General features: G+C 61.3%; 16 protein-coding genes. 13 read left to right on the top strand and 3 right to left on the bottom strand.

Annotation, left to right across the window (positions count from 1 at the left end; all coding sequences use genetic code 11):
• Positions 1-18: 18 nt before the first annotated feature.
• On the bottom strand, positions 19-549 hold the full coding sequence (locus MWL89_RS02270; RefSeq protein WP_244411594.1) for a hypothetical protein: 531 nt from the start codon (positions 547-549) through the stop codon (positions 19-21).
• 102 nt (positions 550-651) lie between these two features.
• Entirely contained in the window at positions 652-1,242 is a 591-nt protein-coding gene (locus MWL89_RS02265; RefSeq protein ID WP_244411593.1) for a TetR/AcrR family transcriptional regulator, read from the bottom strand.
• 128 nt (positions 1,243-1,370) lie between these two features.
• Here MWL89_RS02265 and MWL89_RS02260 point away from each other — a divergent pair, with 128 nt between their 5' ends.
• The 12 genes from MWL89_RS02260 (at position 1,371) to MWL89_RS02205 (ending at position 14,525) form a co-directional block, all read left to right on the top strand.
• The gene (locus MWL89_RS02260) at positions 1,371-2,774 is read left to right on the top strand and encodes a lectin like domain-containing protein (protein ID WP_244411592.1); all 1,404 of its coding nucleotides are present in this window, start codon (positions 1,371-1,373) and stop codon (positions 2,772-2,774) included.
• Between the two features lie 155 nt (positions 2,775-2,929).
• Positions 2,930-3,100, top strand: coding sequence for a hypothetical protein (locus tag MWL89_RS02255; RefSeq protein WP_244411591.1), 171 nt, complete (start codon positions 2,930-2,932; stop codon positions 3,098-3,100).
• A 209-nt stretch (positions 3,101-3,309) separates the two neighbouring features.
• Complete coding sequence (gene nrfD, locus MWL89_RS02250) at positions 3,310-4,263, top strand: NrfD/PsrC family molybdoenzyme membrane anchor subunit (RefSeq protein WP_244411590.1); 954 nt, start codon at positions 3,310-3,312, stop codon at positions 4,261-4,263.
• Between the two features lie 18 nt (positions 4,264-4,281).
• Positions 4,282-5,256, top strand: a complete 975-nt coding sequence (locus MWL89_RS02245; RefSeq protein ID WP_244411589.1) for a slipin family protein — start codon at positions 4,282-4,284, stop codon at positions 5,254-5,256.
• A 63-nt stretch (positions 5,257-5,319) separates the two neighbouring features.
• Complete coding sequence (locus MWL89_RS02240; protein ID WP_102379221.1) at positions 5,320-5,712, top strand: GntR family transcriptional regulator; 393 nt, start codon at positions 5,320-5,322, stop codon at positions 5,710-5,712.
• 276 nt (positions 5,713-5,988) lie between these two features.
• The gene (locus MWL89_RS02235) at positions 5,989-8,502 is read left to right on the top strand and encodes a molybdopterin-containing oxidoreductase family protein (RefSeq protein WP_244411588.1); all 2,514 of its coding nucleotides are present in this window, start codon (positions 5,989-5,991) and stop codon (positions 8,500-8,502) included.
• Positions 8,502-9,125 (top strand): 4Fe-4S dicluster domain-containing protein, encoded by a 624-nt coding sequence (locus MWL89_RS02230; protein WP_180995151.1) that lies wholly within the window; start codon positions 8,502-8,504, stop codon positions 9,123-9,125. The genes MWL89_RS02235 and MWL89_RS02230 overlap by 1 nt, the downstream gene beginning before the upstream one ends.
• Before the next feature lie 18 nt (positions 9,126-9,143).
• Positions 9,144-10,370 (top strand): NrfD/PsrC family molybdoenzyme membrane anchor subunit, encoded by a 1,227-nt coding sequence (gene nrfD / locus MWL89_RS02225; RefSeq protein WP_244411587.1) that lies wholly within the window; start codon positions 9,144-9,146, stop codon positions 10,368-10,370.
• Positions 10,371-10,457: 87 nt separating this feature from the next.
• Positions 10,458-10,817 carry a hypothetical protein gene (locus MWL89_RS02220; RefSeq protein ID WP_244411586.1) on the top strand — a complete coding sequence of 120 codons (360 nt, stop codon included), beginning with the start codon at positions 10,458-10,460 and terminating at the stop codon, positions 10,815-10,817.
• On the top strand, positions 10,818-11,294 hold the full coding sequence (locus MWL89_RS02215; protein WP_244411585.1) for a DUF4405 domain-containing protein: 477 nt from the start codon (positions 10,818-10,820) through the stop codon (positions 11,292-11,294). It abuts the gene before it with no gap.
• Positions 11,287-11,964 (top strand): TorD/DmsD family molecular chaperone, encoded by a 678-nt coding sequence (locus tag MWL89_RS02210; protein WP_244411584.1) that lies wholly within the window; start codon positions 11,287-11,289, stop codon positions 11,962-11,964. The genes MWL89_RS02215 and MWL89_RS02210 overlap by 8 nt, the downstream gene beginning before the upstream one ends.
• Positions 11,965-12,965: 1,001 nt before the next feature.
• Positions 12,966-14,525, top strand: coding sequence for a GMC family oxidoreductase (locus tag MWL89_RS02205; protein WP_244411583.1), 1,560 nt, complete (start codon positions 12,966-12,968; stop codon positions 14,523-14,525).
• A gap of 230 nt (positions 14,526-14,755) precedes the next feature.
• On the opposite strand, the gene MWL89_RS02200 is transcribed toward MWL89_RS02205, so the two are convergent.
• The gene (locus tag MWL89_RS02200; RefSeq protein ID WP_102379226.1) at positions 14,756-15,292 is read right to left on the bottom strand and encodes a glutathione peroxidase; all 537 of its coding nucleotides are present in this window, start codon (positions 15,290-15,292) and stop codon (positions 14,756-14,758) included.
• A 311-nt stretch (positions 15,293-15,603) separates the two neighbouring features.
• On the opposite strand from MWL89_RS02200, the gene MWL89_RS02195 reads away from it, so the two are divergent.
• Positions 15,604-16,380, top strand: a complete 777-nt coding sequence (locus MWL89_RS02195) for a hypothetical protein (RefSeq protein ID WP_244411582.1) — start codon at positions 15,604-15,606, stop codon at positions 16,378-16,380.
• Positions 16,381-16,438 lie beyond the last annotated feature (58 nt).

Raw genomic sequence — 16,438 nt, 5'->3', positions numbered from 1 at the left:
CTTTCCTCGACACCGACACTACGCCAGCTCGACGCTGTCAACGATGCCGTCAAGCGAGGCCGCACTGCCGATCACGCGAATCTGGTAATGGGCGGTTTCGCTGTACACGTAGGCGACGGCGTACTCGTATTTGCGCGAAATGTCGTCGATCTCCTTTTCGAAGCTGTATTCGTACACGGAGGCCTGCGCGCCGTCGATGACCATGCTGCGCACCTCTTCATCTTCCCATTCGGTGGCGCCCAGCTCGCCTTCAGCCCAAGCGCGCTTGGCCATAATGTCCTGTTCGGCGGTTTCTTCGCCGCTTTCGGGCCTCAGATCGTAGGTAACCACCACAACGTTGTTCTCGTCCTCGTCGGTGTCGACGTAGCGCATAGTGCCGGCAAGGTCGTCGTTATCCTTGCCGGTGACCTCGAGCCAACCGGAAGGAACCTTCAGAGTCATCCCCTGCACTTCCACTTCGCGATCAAGGCTTGCACCACAACCGGCCAGCACACCGCCAATGGCCAAGAACAAAGCAAGCAGGGCCGCAACGCGCACTTTCTTTCTCATGTTTCGTCCTTTCATTTATTTATTGTACATTTGTACATTAGGAAGATACCAGAAAGTGCGCGTTATGTACATCTGTACATTAAAGTTTCTTGAAATTGTTTTCTACTCGTCTTCACCCACAAGCGCAACGATGGCGGCGCAGATGGTATCGGAATCGTAGGACGCGCCGTAGATAGCCGTGTCGATGATCAGGCCCGTAAGAAAGGTTGACAAGATTTGCAGCCTCTCGAGACCGATGAGCGGGGCGTAATCTTGCGCATTTTCCACCAGCGCGCGCTTCCATAGCCCACTGACCTCCGGATCGCTGACGGCGGCGGCATAGAACATGGCGTCGGTACTCACTTGCCGTTCGTCGGCAAGATAAGCAACGACGAAGTCGCACAGCATCTCAACGCCCATCTTTCGACTTCCCACCCGCGCAAGCATCTCTTGGTTGCGCAGGGCGATCTGCTCTGCAAGCAGCGCAAGGCCGGCATGGCGCAAGTCGTCGATGCTCTTGAAGTACTGGGTGGTGGATCCCAGCGGCACGCCCGCATGCTCGGCGACGCGGCGATGCGTGAGGTGCCGGGTTCCCTCTTGGGAGATCAGTTCTGCAGCAGCTTCTGCAATCTGCCGCTTGCGACGCTCCGGGTCGCGCGGTGCCCGCGCCTTCTTCCGCTCCTCCGCCTGTTCCTTGCGGCTCTCTTCGCCCATTGCGTCCTCCTCGTACTAATGTTCAAATGTACATTAGTGTAGCACGAAACGAGGTCGGCTATCGACACGAGACGGGGCTCGATGAGATGCTATACTTTCTTACCTGCCGATTGATCCAAGGAGGTGCGATGGACCCGTCCGCTGCCTGCATGTCGAAGCACCCGCACGTCGTACGCCTCGCCCTCGCCGTGACGCTCACCCTGCTCTTCCTCTTTTCGAGCGCACCGCGCGCTGCCTTTGCCGATCCGACGGGCGATCCCGCACGTGAAGCGGCCCTGCCCCCTTCGTTCGATCTGCGCGCCGTGCCCGCCGAGGATGGCGACACGGCCAACTACCTTACGCCCGTCCGCGCCCAAACCGAGGACATCTGCTGGGCGTACGCTTCGCTCGCCTCGCTCGAGTCGTCTATCCTGCGTACCAGCGGCGCCGCCGTCGAGCTTTCCCCGTGGCACCTTGCATACTTCACTGTTACAGGAACCGAAGAGAAGGAAGCCGCCGGACTCTTTTTCATGGATCCTCCCCTGTACGCCGGGGGCACCGAGCCCCACCTCGTGGCCGCAAGCCTCGCTGCCGGCAAAGGAGCAACCCCCGTTGCAGCGGGAGCCGATGCGGCGTACGATCCCATGGACGAAAGCCTTCGCTACCGAAGCGAATACCGCCTTACCGATGCCGCATTTCTCTCGGCGCGGGCGGGATCCTTCTGGGTGGGCGCCTCGGACGATCAGGTCATGGCCGATGCCAAGCACCGCATCATGGATTCCGGGCCCATCGTGGCCGAATTTGCTAGTTCGATGTACAACGGATTCTACGACTTCGACTACGCATCGTATTGCAACGCGGCAGAGCCGTGGAACGCGCCCGACCACTACGTAAGCATCGTCGGCTGGGACGATGCGTTTCCCCGCGAGCACTTCAACGCCGCACACCAACCGCAGGCAGACGGCGCATGGCTCGTGAAGAACTCCTGGGGAACCGACGTCCAGAACGATGGCTACTGCTGGATCTCCTACGAAGACGAAACGCTGCGCTTGATAGCGGGATTCGACGGCGAACCGTCCCGCCAGGGAGAAACCGTCTACCAGTACGATAAGCAGGGATGGCTCGATTCGATCGCCCTCGGCAGCCAGACAACCGCTTACATGGCAAACGTATTCACGGCAGACAGCACCGAGCTGCTCGACCGCGTGATGCTCTGCACGACTGATCGGGGTACCGCCTGCACCATCGAGGTCTACCGCTCGGTCGACGAGGGAGACGCAGACCCGACGGCGGGCGAGCTCGCCGCGCGCCAGACGGCAACGTTCGGATTGCCCGGCTACCACACGATTCCGCTCGATACCCCCGTAAAGCTCGACCCGAACGAGCGTTTTTCGATCGTGGTCAAGCTCGACAACCCGACGTACCGCTACGTCGTTCCCGTCGAGGGCATGGTGCTCACGGATCCCGAGCTGCCCGACGACACTGCGCCGCAGCATATGGGATACGACGCATCGGGAGCCCGCGAGATCAGCTACCTCCCGCCGATGGCGTAACGTGGAGCGATTCTGCGGGATCAACGTGGGAGGGCGTTGCCTCGCGCTGCTACAAGACCAACGTCTGCCTCAAGGCGCTCACGGTACCGCGCGAAGCGGATAGCGGCGAGGGCGAAGGCAGCGAGCCGAATCAGGATCACGATCAGCCGTCCGAGATGGACGGGAAGCCGACGTCCGGCGAGGGGTCGATCCGGGCAGGCGCCTCGCTTCCCGCAGTCGGCGACGAATCGCCTGCCGCTCTGGCGCTCGGAGCGGCGGCCGCAAGCGCGCTGCTTGCTCTCGTCGCACGAGCAAAGGAGGCGAACCGCCGCTCTCGTCGCGGCTAGCGTCAGTCGAACCGAGTCGCCATCGCCGGATGCCCCGAGCGGCTATCACCGTATAAACACCCGACCTTTTCGCTTCGCGGCCCCTTTCCTCACGCAACTTGCTATAATACCTTTGTCTAACTACATTGCGACAAAGGCAGCAAGGCAGCCGGCTTTCGGCTACCAGCCGCCGAAAGCTTTTCACCAGGGGATCGGAACACGGGGGCTGCATGTTCAATATGCTCATAACATGCTATCTCTTTCTCGGCGGAGCAGGCGCCGGAGCGCTCACCGTCATGGGGGCTCTCGAATGCGTCAACGCACAGCAGCGTTTCGGTGATTGCCCCGCCGAAACATCGACCGTCAGTCGAAGGCGGCGCATCCGCCAAGCTTTCACCCTGCCCGACGAGTTCTTCTCGCGCGGATGGTCGTTCTGCTTCGTGGCGCTTGCCACAGGCATGCTCTGCCTGTTCGCCGATTTGGGCAGACCCGACCGCATCATCAATCTGCTGCTCTCCCCTGAGCTCTCGGCTATCGCCGTCGGTTCCTACGCACTCGTGCTTTCGCTCGCCTGCTCGGGCGCCTTCGCTCTCGCTTCCCTTCTCGAAACACCGCGCATCTCTCCCCGCGTCATACGCGTACTCGCAGCGCTTTCCATCGCTTTCGGCATTGCAACCATGGCATACACGGGAGTCCTTCTGCAAAGCATGGCATCGATTCTTTTCTGGCAAACACCGCTGCTTCCGATCATTTTCGTTCTCTCGTCGTTTTCGTGCGGCATCGCGCTTCTGCTCTTTTCCACTTCGTTCGTCGAGGCGCGCTACTCGTTCGTTCGGCCGATCGTCTGGCTCTGCCGAGCCGACAGCATCGCCATCGTGCTCGAGGCGGCGTTTCTTGCCGCATACCTCGCTTGGGGATTCAACGCCGAAGGCACACGGCTCGCCGTTGAAGCGCTCGTTGCAGGGGATCTGCGCTGGCTTTTCTGGGCAGGCCTCGTCGTATGCGGCCTCGCGGTACCGTTCGCACTCGAGCGCTTCGTTACCCACGGCAACTATAGAACACAGCTTTTATGGATCGGCACGTTTCTCTTAGCAGGAGGCTTCGTGCTGAGATACTGCATCGTCGGCACCGCCGATTACGACGTGACCCAAATGCCCGACCTCTTGTACGGATTGGCTTTCTAGCAGATGAAAGGTACTACTATGGGACGACGCAATACCCGCATGATGAAGGACGCCCCCTACGACGTTCGCGACAAAGAAGCCGAAATCAGGACAGCAACTTCGTACGTACCGCGCAAATCATCCCGAAACGGCGCGGTGATCTTCAACATCGCCGTATTCGTGGCGACGTGCGCGATCGTGCTCGGAATAGCTTGTGCCGTATCGGGATCGATCACCCTCGAGGCGATCATCGCCATGCTGCTTGTCGCCGCGCTCGTGCTCTCGTCAACCCACATCGCGCTTTCCTGGGAGAAGGTCGTCGTGCTGCGCTTCGGCAACCTCAACCGCGTGGTGGGTCCGGGACTCTACTTCACCATCCCCATCATCGAACACGGTACGATACGCGTCGACCAGCGCATCATAGCCACCCCCTTCTATGCCGAAAAAACGCTCACCGCCGATCTTGTTCCCGTGAACATCGATGCCGTGCTGTTCTGGGTGGTATGGGATGCCGAGAAAGCCTGCACCGAGGTGGAGGACTACTACGCAGCCGTCTCGTTCCTCGCGCAGACCGCCATGCGCGAGGCAGTGGGGCGCTCGACGGTGGCCGAGGTGGCGCTGCGCCGCGATCAGCTCGACTTGGAGATCAAGGAGGACATCGAGAAGGAAGCGGCCGGCTGGGGCGTCGACATCATCTCGGTCAAGGTGCGCGATATCGTGATCCCCGACGAGCTGCAAGAGGTGATGTCGCTCGAGGCGCAGGCCGACCGTGAGAAGAACGCACGCATGGCCGTTGCGGGCGTCGAGCGGGACTTGGCCGAGATGCTCTCCGAAGCAGCCGACGTGTACGGCGATCCGGAAGCTGCGCTCAAACTGCGCACCATGCTCATGCAATACGAAACCGTGAAGAAGTCGAAGGGAACCGTGGTCACCGTGCCGAGTGCCCTCAGCGACGGCTTCGTCGACGGCTCGGGCGACAAAACGGGCGATGCAGCGCGGAGTCCGCGTGGATAAACGCCGATGGGAAAGCATGTCTGCTATGATGAACACCACTTACTACTCTGAAAGAACATCCTTATGAGCGCACTCGAATCGTTTGAACTGGACTACAGCAGCGGCCTTCCCGTATGGATTCAGGTAAAGAACCGCATCGCCTACCTGATCGGATCAGGCGAATACAGCGCAGGCGACCGCCTGCCCACCGTGCGCGCGTTGGCGGTCGACCTCGACATCAGCTACAACACGGTGAACCGCGCTTACATGGATCTAGAACGCGAGGGGTACATCACCACGAGGAAGGGCCGCGGCACGTTCGTTGCCGAGCGCAACGACGTGGGCGCCGCACGGGCGACCGACAGCCCCGTCGAACTCTTGATCGACGATATGATCAACGCCTGCTCCCATGCGGGGCTGAACGAAGACGACATTCTCGCGATGGTCAAGGCGCGGCTGGCGCATCGGAAGGGCTAGGCTCGCACCCATTCGGCAGCATCGCGTCTCTTAGAGGAGGTTCGCGGATTTGCCGACCAGCTTTACTCATAAATTTATTCTCTAATTGGAATAGTTTGTCATATTGATTGTCGCAATGGATTGCGATAAAGTGACAGCATGAGGATTTGGCCAATTCTTTACGAGGAGTATCAGGGGGATATCCTGAAGGATTGAGCTTGGGGGAAACCGGGAGTATGGGCTTCCAATCGAAGCATCCGACAGATGATATCCTGACACAATCTTTGAGGAGGAGAAATGTCAGGAGCGAATAGTCCGCAAGGCGGGCTCACTCGTAGAAGCTTTCTCAAAACGACCGCTGCAGTTGCAGGGGCGGCCACCGTCGTTGGGGGCGCATCTTCGCTCACAGCTTTAGCGGAAAATTACAGTGCTGGTCAGGTAGAAGCGCAAGGCGAGCAAATCTTTCGCGGTGTGTGCCGCCCGAACTGCTTTGGTTTTTGCCACATAAACGTCCATGTGCGCGATGGCAGAGTGACGAAAACCTCGCGGGCGGAATACAACGAAGAGTGCTACAACCGCATTTGCCAGCGCGGCCTATCTCACGTCCACCGAATCTACGATCCCGAACGCGTGCAGTACCCCATGCGCCGCGCGGAAGGAACCGAACGCGGCGCCGGCGAATGGGAGCGCATAAGCTGGGACGAAGCGCTTACCGAAATAGCCGACAAGATCAAAAGCATTCAAAGCGAATACGGCGAAGGTTCCGTAGCGTTCCTTACCGCCTCGGGCAATCAGGCATCCGGTATCACCAGCGCCTATGGCCGCTTGCAGGCCCTCCTGAATGCCAGCAGCATCGGCCCTTGCTTGGACATGGGCAGCTACTACGGTATGCAGGCGGTAGCAGGTCTGTACATCAGCCCCTTAATGGGCTTGCAAATGTGGGAGGGCAACGAGCCCACCGATGCCAAAAACGCAAAAACCATCGTGGTATGGGGCGCCAACATCACCGACGCCCAAGTGCAGAATTGGCACTTGGTCAAGGAAGCCATGCAGAACGGCACCAAGCTGGTCGTCATCGACCCCGTATTCACGCAAATCGCCTCCAAAGCCGACAAGTGGATACCTATTCGCCCAGGCAGCGATACGTTGCTTAAATACGCCCTCATGAACATCGTTCTTGAGAAAGAGGCTCAGGATATCGAGTTCCTGCAACAGCATACGGTCGCCCCGTTCCTCGTCCGTAGCGATACGGGCATGTTCGTACGCAGGAGCGATACCGGCGTCGAACCCACCGCAACCGGCGAGATGAACCCCACGACGGGTGAAGAGATCATGCTCGATCCGTACATGGTACTGGTTGACGGCGAGCTGGTCGAAGTGACCGAAGCTTTAACCCCCGCCATCGAAGGAACCTACGACCTCGATGGTGTAGCATGCCGTACCGCCTACGAGCTGCTGAAAGAAGAGATCCTCTCGCACTCCCCCGAGGAGGCGTCGAAGCTGACCGAAATACCCGTCGAAGATATCTACGAACTGGCGGATATCTGCATGGATACGCCAGTGTATCACTACGAAGGCTACGGCCCCCAAGCGTACAACAACGGTGCGCACACCACCATGGCGGGCCTCACGCTATGCGCGCTTCTGGGCAACCTGGGCAAGCCGGGAGCTTCGTACGGAGCGTTCTGGGGAGTCCACATGGGCCTCGGTTCAACCTATACCGCCCCCAACGGCCCCAGCACGGGCTTTTCGATCCCCAGCGTCGACCTGAAGAACGTTGTGGAAAAAGGTCAGTTCGCCGGCAAAAAAGCCGACATCAAAATGCTGTGGATGTACTCGGCAAACCCGCTTAACACCCACACCGACACCCATGCATGGACCGACGTCATCATTCCCGCTATGGAGTATGTTGTCGTTGCGGACTCGGCCTTGACCGATTCCGCCCGCTACGCCGACATGGTGCTGCCGATCGCGCAATGGTTCGAGCTCGAAGAAGTAGCCAATGCGGGACAGTGCTCCTCGCTTCACTACAACGAAAAAGCCATCGAGCCGTTGTACGAAAGCAAACCGGACACCCAAATCGTCACCGAACTCGCTGAAAAACTGGGGCTCGGCCAATACTTCACGCTGAGCAACGAGGAGATTCTCGAAGAGGTATACAACACCGAACTGGGTACCGCACTCGGCATGAGCATGAACGACCTGCGTGAAAAGAAGCAGATACGCTTCATTCCCGGCGATGCCGAAACCGATCCGCACATCGCATACAAAGACGGCGCGTTCGGCACTGCGTCGGGTCGCTTCGAGTTTTACCGCGAAATGCCCACGGTGCGAGCGGCAACGACAAAAACCCCTACACCTGAAGAAATCGACCGCGACCGCATGGCGCACTGGTTCCCGCCGCTCGAAGCATGGCCGGAAAACGAGCTGTATTCGAAGTATCCGCTCGTGCTCATGAGCGAGCGCCCGCGCTATCGCGTCCATTCGCAGTGGTTCAATACGCCGCTTTTGCGAGAAATCGATCCCGAGCCGTTCGTGAAGATCAACCCCGTAGACGCCGAAGCGCGAGGCATCACCGATGGCAGCTACGTCGAATGCTTTAACGATCGAGGCACGGCTGTAGCCAAGGCGGTGTTTTCCGAAGCGATCCGCCCCGGCACGCTGCTCTACCCCAAAGGCTGGCAGCTCAACCAACACAAAGCCGGAGGCTGGTCTCTTTTGAGCTCCACAGAATTCGACGTATTCGCAGTGAACAACAACTTCATGGACGTATTGTGCGACGTTCGCGTATGGGAAGGGAGTGACGAATAATGACGCGTCTTGGTTTTGTCATCGACAAAAAGTCCTGCATCGCCTGCCATGCGTGCGCGGTAGCATGCAAAGTGGAAAACAATTTGCCTGACGGCATATGGTGGAATCGCATTCTCACCGAAGGCGGGGATAACATGGACACCCCCGACGGCACCTATCCCAACCTCACCATGGCAAACATTGCCGTTGCGTGTCAGCATTGCGACAACCCCGCCTGCGTGAAGGTGTGCCCCGTAGGCGCGACCTACAAGGATCCCGACACGGGGGCCGTACGCCAGGACTACGACAAGTGCATCGGCTGCCGCATGTGCATGTCGGCATGCCCTTACACGGGCGTGCGCTCGTTCAACTGGGAAGAGCCGAATTACGCCATCGGGCAGGCAATGGGCGACGCTGATGTTCCCACCCATCAGAAGCACGTGGTTGAGAAATGCACGATGTGCTGGCATAGGCTGGCGAAAGGCTTAGAGCCCGCATGCGTTGAGGTTTGTCCCGCTCGCGTACGCTATTTCGGTGACTTCGACGACCCCAACTCCGAGGTTTCCAAGCTCATTCGCGAACGAGAGCATACGAAGCTCCTCGAAAATCGCGGTACCAACCCATCCGTCTACTACCTCGTCTAAGCAGAAAGGGAGAGAACAATGTCTGAGAACAACCGGGCGACGACGTCGCCCAAGGCTCCTGCTGCCAGGTTCGGGGGCAAGGGGCTCAACGTCGGCATCGCCGTTGCGGCTATCGTAACCGTTGTAGGTCTAGTGCTCTGGGGGGTCCAGCTTTCGGGCGGCCTCGCGCAGACGGGCATGCGCAACTTCGACTCGTGGGGCCTCTACATCACCTGCTTCATGTTCCTCGTGGGCCTGTCGGCCGGCGGCCTCATCATCAGCTCGGTGCCGAAGGCGTTCGGGATGAAGGGCTTCGGCGGCATCTCGAAGGTTGCCGTGTGGACCTCCGTCTGCTGCACGGTGCTCGCCATCGGCTTCGTGGTGGTCGACCTCGGCCAGCCCTTGCGCCTGTGGGAGCTCTTCGCCTACTCGAACCTCGGAAGCCCCCTCATGTGGGACATCGCGGTCATCGCCATCTACCTGATCCTCTCGGTCGTCTACCTCTGGGCGACGCTGCGGGCGGAGGCCGGGAAGGTGTCGCAGAAGGCCCTGCGCGTCGTCAGCGTCATCGCGCTCGTGTGCGCGGTGCTCGTGCACTCCGTCACCGCCTGGATCTTCGGCCTTCAGCAGGCCCACGAGTTCTGGTACACGGCGCTTCTCGCGCCCTGGTTCGTGACCTCCGCCCTCGTGTGCGGCACCGCGCTCGTGCTCGTGGTGGTCATAGCCCTGAGCAAGGCCGGTTACATGGAGCTCGCGCAGGAGAACGTCGTGAAGATGGCGAAGATGCTCGGCGCGTTCGTGTGCGTCGACCTGTACTTCTTCGCCTGCGACCTGCTCACGTCGGCCTTCCCGGGAGGCTCGGGGACCGAGGTCGTCGACATGCTCGTCTCCGGCCCGCTCGCCCCGTTCTTCTGGGTCGAGATCGTCGGATGCGCGCTCGCCGCGGTGGTCTGCTTCGTCCCGAAGCTGCGCACCAATCCGCTGCTCGTCGCCGCCGGCCTGCTCGCCATAATCGGCATCTTCTGCAAGCGCGTGCAGCTGTTGGTTGGCGGCTTCCAGATCCCGAACATCGACTACGCGGGCGTGATGACGCAGTACTCGGTGACCGACTGGGCGGCCGGCATGGCCGGAGCCTACCAGGGCATGGTGTACTGGCCGACCCCGCTCGAGTTCGGCGTGGCCCTCGGCGTGTTCGGCCTCGGGGCGCTGATGCTGCTGCTCGGCCTCAAGTTCCTGCCCCTCAAGCCCGCCGAGAACTCGCACTAGAAGCCCCTCGCCCGCAAGGCGCCTCCCACGCCGCGGCTGCCAGCGGCGTCCCGGAGCGCGGCTTGCGGGCCCTGCCTAAGGATCGACATGGTCAAGAAAACCCTCGTAACCCTCGCGGCGTTCCTGCTCGTGGGCGCCGCCGTGTTCGGCGCGGGAGCGCTCGCCGACCCGTCGGTGGGCCTGCCGCGGGCCATCGCGGAGGACTCCCCGTGCCCCGCGACCTCGTGCGCGAGCGGGAGCTGCCACGGGTTCGACGACGTGCCCGAGCCCGACGGCGCGACCGAGATGGCGTGCCCTGAAGCCTCCTGCGCAAGCGTCGAGTGCCACGCGTGGGACACGCTCGCCGACCGCTACTACCGCCCCTCCGACGCGAGCCTGAACCTGTGGGTGCTCGCGCCCGTGGCGCTCGTCGTGGGCCTCGTGCTGCTCGTGAAGAAGGTGAGGTAGATGGACGGGAAGTGCTTCGTCGCAGACGCCGTCGCGCTCGCCGTCTACCTCGTCGCGGCCAACCCCGCCCTCACCGGCATCGGCCTCCACGAGTGGATCGGCCTCGGCGTTTTCGTCGCGTTCGCCGCGCACGCCGCGCAGCACGCCGGATGGGTGGCCGACACCGTGCGCGGGGCGCTTCGCTTTCCCGCGCCCGCCCGCGTCGCCAACCTCGCGCTCGACGCGCTCATCCTGATCGCGTTCATGGTCGTCACGGTGTCGGGCCTCGGCGTCTCGGGTACGGTGCTGCCCGCGTTCGGCCTGTACGCCGACGGCTACTACTTCTGGGACCCGCTGCACGCGATTGCGGCCAAGGCGCTCCTCGCCCTGCTGCTCGTGCACGTGGCGGTCCACTGGAAGTGGCTGTACAACTTCGTGCGTAAAAGCAGGGGGGCCGTACGCGGAAAGAGCCCCGTCGAAGGAGAAGACGATGACTGAGCACGAAGCGAATCCGATTGCAGGCGGCGCATCCGCCGAACCGCGCGCCCTCGCGACCGCCTACGAGCTGCTCGCTCTCTCCTTCCGCCACCCGGGCCCCGAGCTCGCCGGGGCCGTCGCCTCCGGCGAGTGGGCGGAGGCTGCCTCCGAGGTCGCGGGCGCGCTCGGGCTCGCGCTGCCGGGCGGCTGGGGCGCGGGGCTCGAGTCGTACGCGGGCCGCGGCCCGGAGGCCCTCCTGCACGCCCTGCGCGCCGAGGCCACCCGCCTGTTCGTGGGCGCGCCCGAGCCCGCGGTGTCGCCCTACGAGGGCGTGTGGCGCGCGGCCGACGACGGGGTGCAGGCGCTTTTGTTCGTGAACCCGCACTCCATGGCCGTCGAGCGCTTCGTGCGCGGCTGCGGCCTCGGGCGCCCCGAGGGCACCAACGAGCCCCTGGACCACGCGGCCACCGAGCTCGAGCTCCTGCAGTGGCTCTGCATGATAGAGTGCGGCCTCGCCGCCGCCCCGGAAGGCGCCGAGCCCCCGCACGGCTCCTGGGCCGCCGCGCGCGCCCGCTTCCTCGAAGATCACGCCCGAACCTGGATGCCCCGCTTCGCCGAAGCCGCGGCCGCCGAGTCCCGCGAGCCGCTCTTCCGCGCGGCGGCGGTGATGCTGGGGGCGGTCATCTCGTAGCGTCGCCCATACGGGGAATCCGCCGTCGAACAGCCGCCGGCATGGCCGCGCATGTGTTCTTGCGGCGATCAGGCGTCCCGAAGCCCCGCTACAAACCCCGCCGATTCCGGCTGTGCGCCGAAAAGGCGCGTTCGTGGCAAGAAACGGCCGCATTCACCACCGTCGGAACCTTCTTCCGCAGCCGGTTTTTCGGCCGGCTCCCGGCTGATCTTGCACCGTACTCCCCGTCGGCTGCGGTTAATGCACGCTTTTGTCAAGCGATCCCCGCCTTTTCAGGCGGTTTTGCTTGACAAAGGCGTGCATTACCGTCGCAAAGCGGAAGCCCGCCGCTTTTTTTGGCGATCCCGGTCGGCTCACGTTCGAGAACGGCTCGCCAATCGAAACGTTGAGCAACTCTGCGATATCGCGCGATGCGACGGCCCCGTGCGGCGGGCGCGCGTTTCGCCGTGCAGGGAAGGCTTCGGACAGCGAATACGGCTGTTTCTTGCCGCGAACCTGGGAATCCGACGCACGGCCAAGATACCGGGACCGCGCATGACACCTGGTAGCGACCTGGCGCTCCGGAGTCCCGAGCGGGCGCATGTCAATATTGGTTCTAACAGCGAACTCGGGGATCCGGCGCACAGCCGTCCCGACGCACATGCGCACCCGCCCGCCCAGCGGCGATCAAGCATCCCGAAGCCTTGACGGAAGGCCGACGATTCCGACTTTCAACGTCCAGCGGCGGATTTCCGAACGGAGGCGTGCCGATTCCAAGCAGCAGCGGAACGGCGGAACTCCACCCGTATGATTAATCGAGATACTCCGCGACAACGGACTCATGCATACGAATACCTCATCTTCTTCGGATTCCGAAGAAGGCCGAACCGCGTCGCCCGTCGGCCTCGCGCAGGCTCCCGGAAACAACTGCGTGAACGGCAGCCAACGGTTCGATGCGAAACCGGCCGTACGCGCCACACGGTGCTACCGTAATGCTCAAACGAGAGAATGGGAGGCATGCTATGCACGCGAACACGTACGACTACATCGTGGTGGGATCGGGCCCTGCCGGAAGCGTTATGGCCAAAATACTCAGCGACGACGGTGCGACGTCGGTACTCCTGCTCGAAGCAGGAGCGAACAACGATGCCGATCCGCTCGTCCAGGATCCCAACGCCAACCTGTACCGGCACTTCCCCGAGTACTTCTGGAACGAGGGACCCTCCATTCCGCAGAAAGGTACGAAAGGTCGCGACTTCCCCCTCACCGGCGGTCGTACGGCAGGCGGCGGCTCGTCCGTGAACGGCGAGATGTACGTGCGCCCCACCCCGTTCATCCTCGAACGGTGGGCTAAGATTGCAGGCCCCCAATGGTCGCTCGCCGAAGCCACGAAGAGATTCATCGAGCTCGAGAACTACCTCGGCGAATCGAACAGCCCCGACGTGCGCGGCACAGAAGGCCTTCTGCACATCCGCCAGAACCACCCCACTACGCCCGCGCTCGTCGATAAGATGACCGTCGCCTTCGAGCACTCTACAGGGCTTCGCGCTATCGGAGACTACAACGATCCGGCGACCCCAATCGGCCCCTTCCGCAGCTGGCAGCTCTACCAGAAGCCCGACGGCCAACGCGCAAGCGCATCGGTTTCCTTCCTCGAGCCGGCGATGGCCGAAGCGAGCACCGGCTCGAGACGCCTCGATGTCCGGTTCGAATCGACTGCCGTGAAAATCCTCTTCGACGGCACCCGCGCCGTGGGCGTCCGCTTCATTGAGCGCGGCGAACAGCGCGAAGCCGTTGCCTCGAAGAAGGTCATCGTATGCGCGGGCATCCATAGCGCCAAGCTGCTGCTGGTATCGGGAGTCGGTCCGGAGCACGAACTCGCCGAGGCGGGCGTGGCCCTCGTTGCCGACAACCAGCACGTTGGCCGTCACCTGGCCGACGACGCTTACGTGGGTGCCGTGCTCTCCGTCAATCCTGACGATATCGCCGAACTGGCAGAAAACGATGCAAACGCGAAAATCCACGGCGGAGCATTCCTCCCCTCGCCCGAAGGCAAAGGCGAGCCGAACGAGCGCGCCATCCAGATAATGGCAACCGGCGCTACGACCCAGGCGCTCTATCTGAGCGTACTGTGCGTGAACCCCGAAAGCCGCGGCACCTTGAAGATCCAAAGCGCCGATCCGCTGAAATCAATGCTCGGCGATTTCGGGTTCCTCACCGACGAGCGCGACGTCAAGACCCTCATGGCTGCCTTGCGCACCTACATCGCGCCCATGGCGGAGAAGATGGGCGAGCTCGACGCGGCGTACAGCCTCGTTGCCCCCGCGCCCGAGGTGCTTGCCGACGATGGCAAGCTCGAGGATTACGTGCGCACCTCGTTCATCCATACCTACCACGATCAATGCTCGGTACGCATGGGTGCCGAAGCGGGTGCAGCCGTCAACGGCTGGGGCGAGGTATACGGAGTAGAAGATCTCGTTGTCGCCGACGCCTCCATCATCCCCTACCACATGGACGGCAACACCTCGGCCTGCGCCTACCTTATCGGCTGCACGATCGCGAAGCACTTGGTCGAGGGATAGAAGGCGGCGCGAACCGCCAAAAAAGCGGGTAGGGCGAACATCCGAGCGCAACACCCGTTCCTCGTACGAGAAATCCTCTAGCGCGCGTAAAAAATGCGGACGAGCATCCAACAGCGATGCCGCCCGCATTTCTATGCGCGCAATCCTCTATTTTGATAGCTTGGATCCCGCTATTTTGTCATGCAAGCCTTCTCTGCCCAGCCGCGATCCTGCTGCAATTCCATCGTCGCTTATCCCAATAGCTTCTCGATATCGGCTTCGAGCTTTTCGGGTGCGTAGGCGGGGGCGTAGCGGGCCGCCGGATTGCCGTCGCGGTCGATGAGAAACTTGCCGAAGTTCCACGTGATGTCGCCTTTCTTGGAAAACGGCTTGAGCGCTTTCACCTTCTTGGCGAACGAATCCGCCTCAGCATCGCCCTGTTCGTCAGGCAGTTGTTCTTTGAGCCACGCAAACAGGGGATCGGCGTCTTTTCCATTCACATCGACCTTCGAAAAACGCGGAAACGTCGTGCCGTAGTTGAGGGTGCAGAACTCTTCGATCTCCTCATCGGTTCCCGGCGCTTGCTTGAGGAACTGATTCGAGGGAAAATCGAGAATCTCCAATCCCCGATCGCGGTATTTCTTGTACAGCGCTTCGAGTTGGTCGTATTGCGGGGTCAGGCCGCATTTGGTTGCCGTATTCACGATGAGCAGCACCTTGCCGTCGTATTGCGACAGGTCGGCTATGCCGCCCTTTGAATCCTTCACCTTGAAATCATGTACGTTCATGGTCGTTCTCCTTTTGCGTTCGAACGAATCATTTGTTGTCTTGCTGCCAACATAGCTGGTTTCACGGACTCCGGCTTGTTTTGTTGCTCTTCCGAAACCGTAAAAGCACGACGTTCTAAAACGGTTCGCTTACCGCCCGTTTGCGCGCTCGAAACGGTTGCTACGGTTCGTTTACCGCCCGCTTGCACAGACGAAACGGTTGCCCGCTCTGCCGCGCCGCCCCATCGCAGCTCCCTATAATCCTTATTACATTACCTATTTTGAAGCGCCCGAAAAGACGCCTCGAGCACAGCACGAAGGAGTCGATACCCATGAAAGAAACACCTGCATACACCATCAGTACACGAGGAGTGGTGATCTCCTGCATCCTCGCCGCGGCAATCGTCATTGCAATCGGATTCGCGATTTCGCTCACCAAACCCCCGACCGCCCATGCAACCTCTTTCGACTCGCATGGATTTGATTATTTCGCCCTCCAGGAAGCAACGTCCGCCAAAGATGCCGAGCATGCGAACCTTATTCGGGAAGAGGCCCGCGAGTCGGCATCGCGCGCCCAGCGGATAGCCGCTGAAACGCAAGCCGCCGAAAACGGCGGTCAGGCCGCCGCACCGCAAAACCGCATCAGCACCGATCTCTTCGAGTTCGACCTGCCCGAGTACTGGAGCGACCGCGTGAGCGTAACGTATAACGAGGATGGCGGCGTTTCGGTGTATGCAAACAACTTCCCTGAGGCGAGCCTCGTTACCCTCAAGATTACCGAAGCTTCCGATTCCGCGGCCGAGGACAGCGCGGACACCGCTATGGTGTACAGCAAAGACCTGGGGGGCGGCAAGCACGTCGAACTTTGGATGACGAATTTCGCCTGGGTCGTATTCGACGTCAATCGGCCTGAAGCCTCCCCCGAGGGATGGCAAGCCGATCTGCTCGACCAATCGGTCGCAAGCGAACTCGTCGATCTGCAGACGCTCGGCACCGTTCCCGTCGAAAAGATCATCCAGCCCGCCAAAGCCGATGGCACCCAATTTGAGACCCAGATCGATTGGGAGAACGCCGTAAACGAGATCGTACCCACGATCGTCGTGAAGTAGGAAAGCGCGGCTTCGCCGATCGGTTGTTCTTGCTTTGCGCTTAGATCGATTCCAAAAA

This window comes from Raoultibacter timonensis (genome assembly GCF_022845715.1).
In the GTDB taxonomy this organism is placed as follows: Bacteria; Actinomycetota; Coriobacteriia; order Coriobacteriales; family Eggerthellaceae; genus Raoultibacter; species Raoultibacter timonensis.
Note: the sequence above shows the minus strand (reverse complement) of the source record. Positions and strands in the feature narration are given on the sequence as shown.

Coding starts and splice junctions, on each gene's coding strand:
- MWL89_RS02265 (WP_244411593.1), bottom strand. CDS start 1,242: ATGGGCGAAGAGAGCCGCAAGGAACAGGCGGAGGAGCGGAAGAAGGCG.
- MWL89_RS02230 (WP_180995151.1), top strand. CDS start 8,502: ATGACGCGTCTTGGTTTTGTCATCGACAAAAAGTCCTGCATCGCCTGC.
- MWL89_RS02220 (WP_244411586.1), top strand. CDS start 10,458: ATGGTCAAGAAAACCCTCGTAACCCTCGCGGCGTTCCTGCTCGTGGGC.
- MWL89_RS02240 (WP_102379221.1), top strand. CDS start 5,320: ATGAGCGCACTCGAATCGTTTGAACTGGACTACAGCAGCGGCCTTCCC.
- nrfD (WP_244411587.1), top strand. CDS start 9,144: ATGTCTGAGAACAACCGGGCGACGACGTCGCCCAAGGCTCCTGCTGCC.
- MWL89_RS02215 (WP_244411585.1), top strand. CDS start 10,818: ATGGACGGGAAGTGCTTCGTCGCAGACGCCGTCGCGCTCGCCGTCTAC.
- MWL89_RS02205 (WP_244411583.1), top strand. CDS start 12,966: ATGCACGCGAACACGTACGACTACATCGTGGTGGGATCGGGCCCTGCC.
- MWL89_RS02270 (WP_244411594.1), bottom strand. CDS start 549: ATGAGAAAGAAAGTGCGCGTTGCGGCCCTGCTTGCTTTGTTCTTGGCC.
- MWL89_RS02255 (WP_244411591.1), top strand. CDS start 2,930: ATGGACGGGAAGCCGACGTCCGGCGAGGGGTCGATCCGGGCAGGCGCC.
- MWL89_RS02260 (WP_244411592.1), top strand. CDS start 1,371: ATGGACCCGTCCGCTGCCTGCATGTCGAAGCACCCGCACGTCGTACGC.
- MWL89_RS02210 (WP_244411584.1), top strand. CDS start 11,287: ATGACTGAGCACGAAGCGAATCCGATTGCAGGCGGCGCATCCGCCGAA.
- MWL89_RS02195 (WP_244411582.1), top strand. CDS start 15,604: ATGAAAGAAACACCTGCATACACCATCAGTACACGAGGAGTGGTGATC.
- nrfD (WP_244411590.1), top strand. CDS start 3,310: ATGTTCAATATGCTCATAACATGCTATCTCTTTCTCGGCGGAGCAGGC.
- MWL89_RS02200 (WP_102379226.1), bottom strand. CDS start 15,292: ATGAACGTACATGATTTCAAGGTGAAGGATTCAAAGGGCGGCATAGCC.
- MWL89_RS02235 (WP_244411588.1), top strand. CDS start 5,989: ATGTCAGGAGCGAATAGTCCGCAAGGCGGGCTCACTCGTAGAAGCTTT.
- MWL89_RS02245 (WP_244411589.1), top strand. CDS start 4,282: ATGGGACGACGCAATACCCGCATGATGAAGGACGCCCCCTACGACGTT.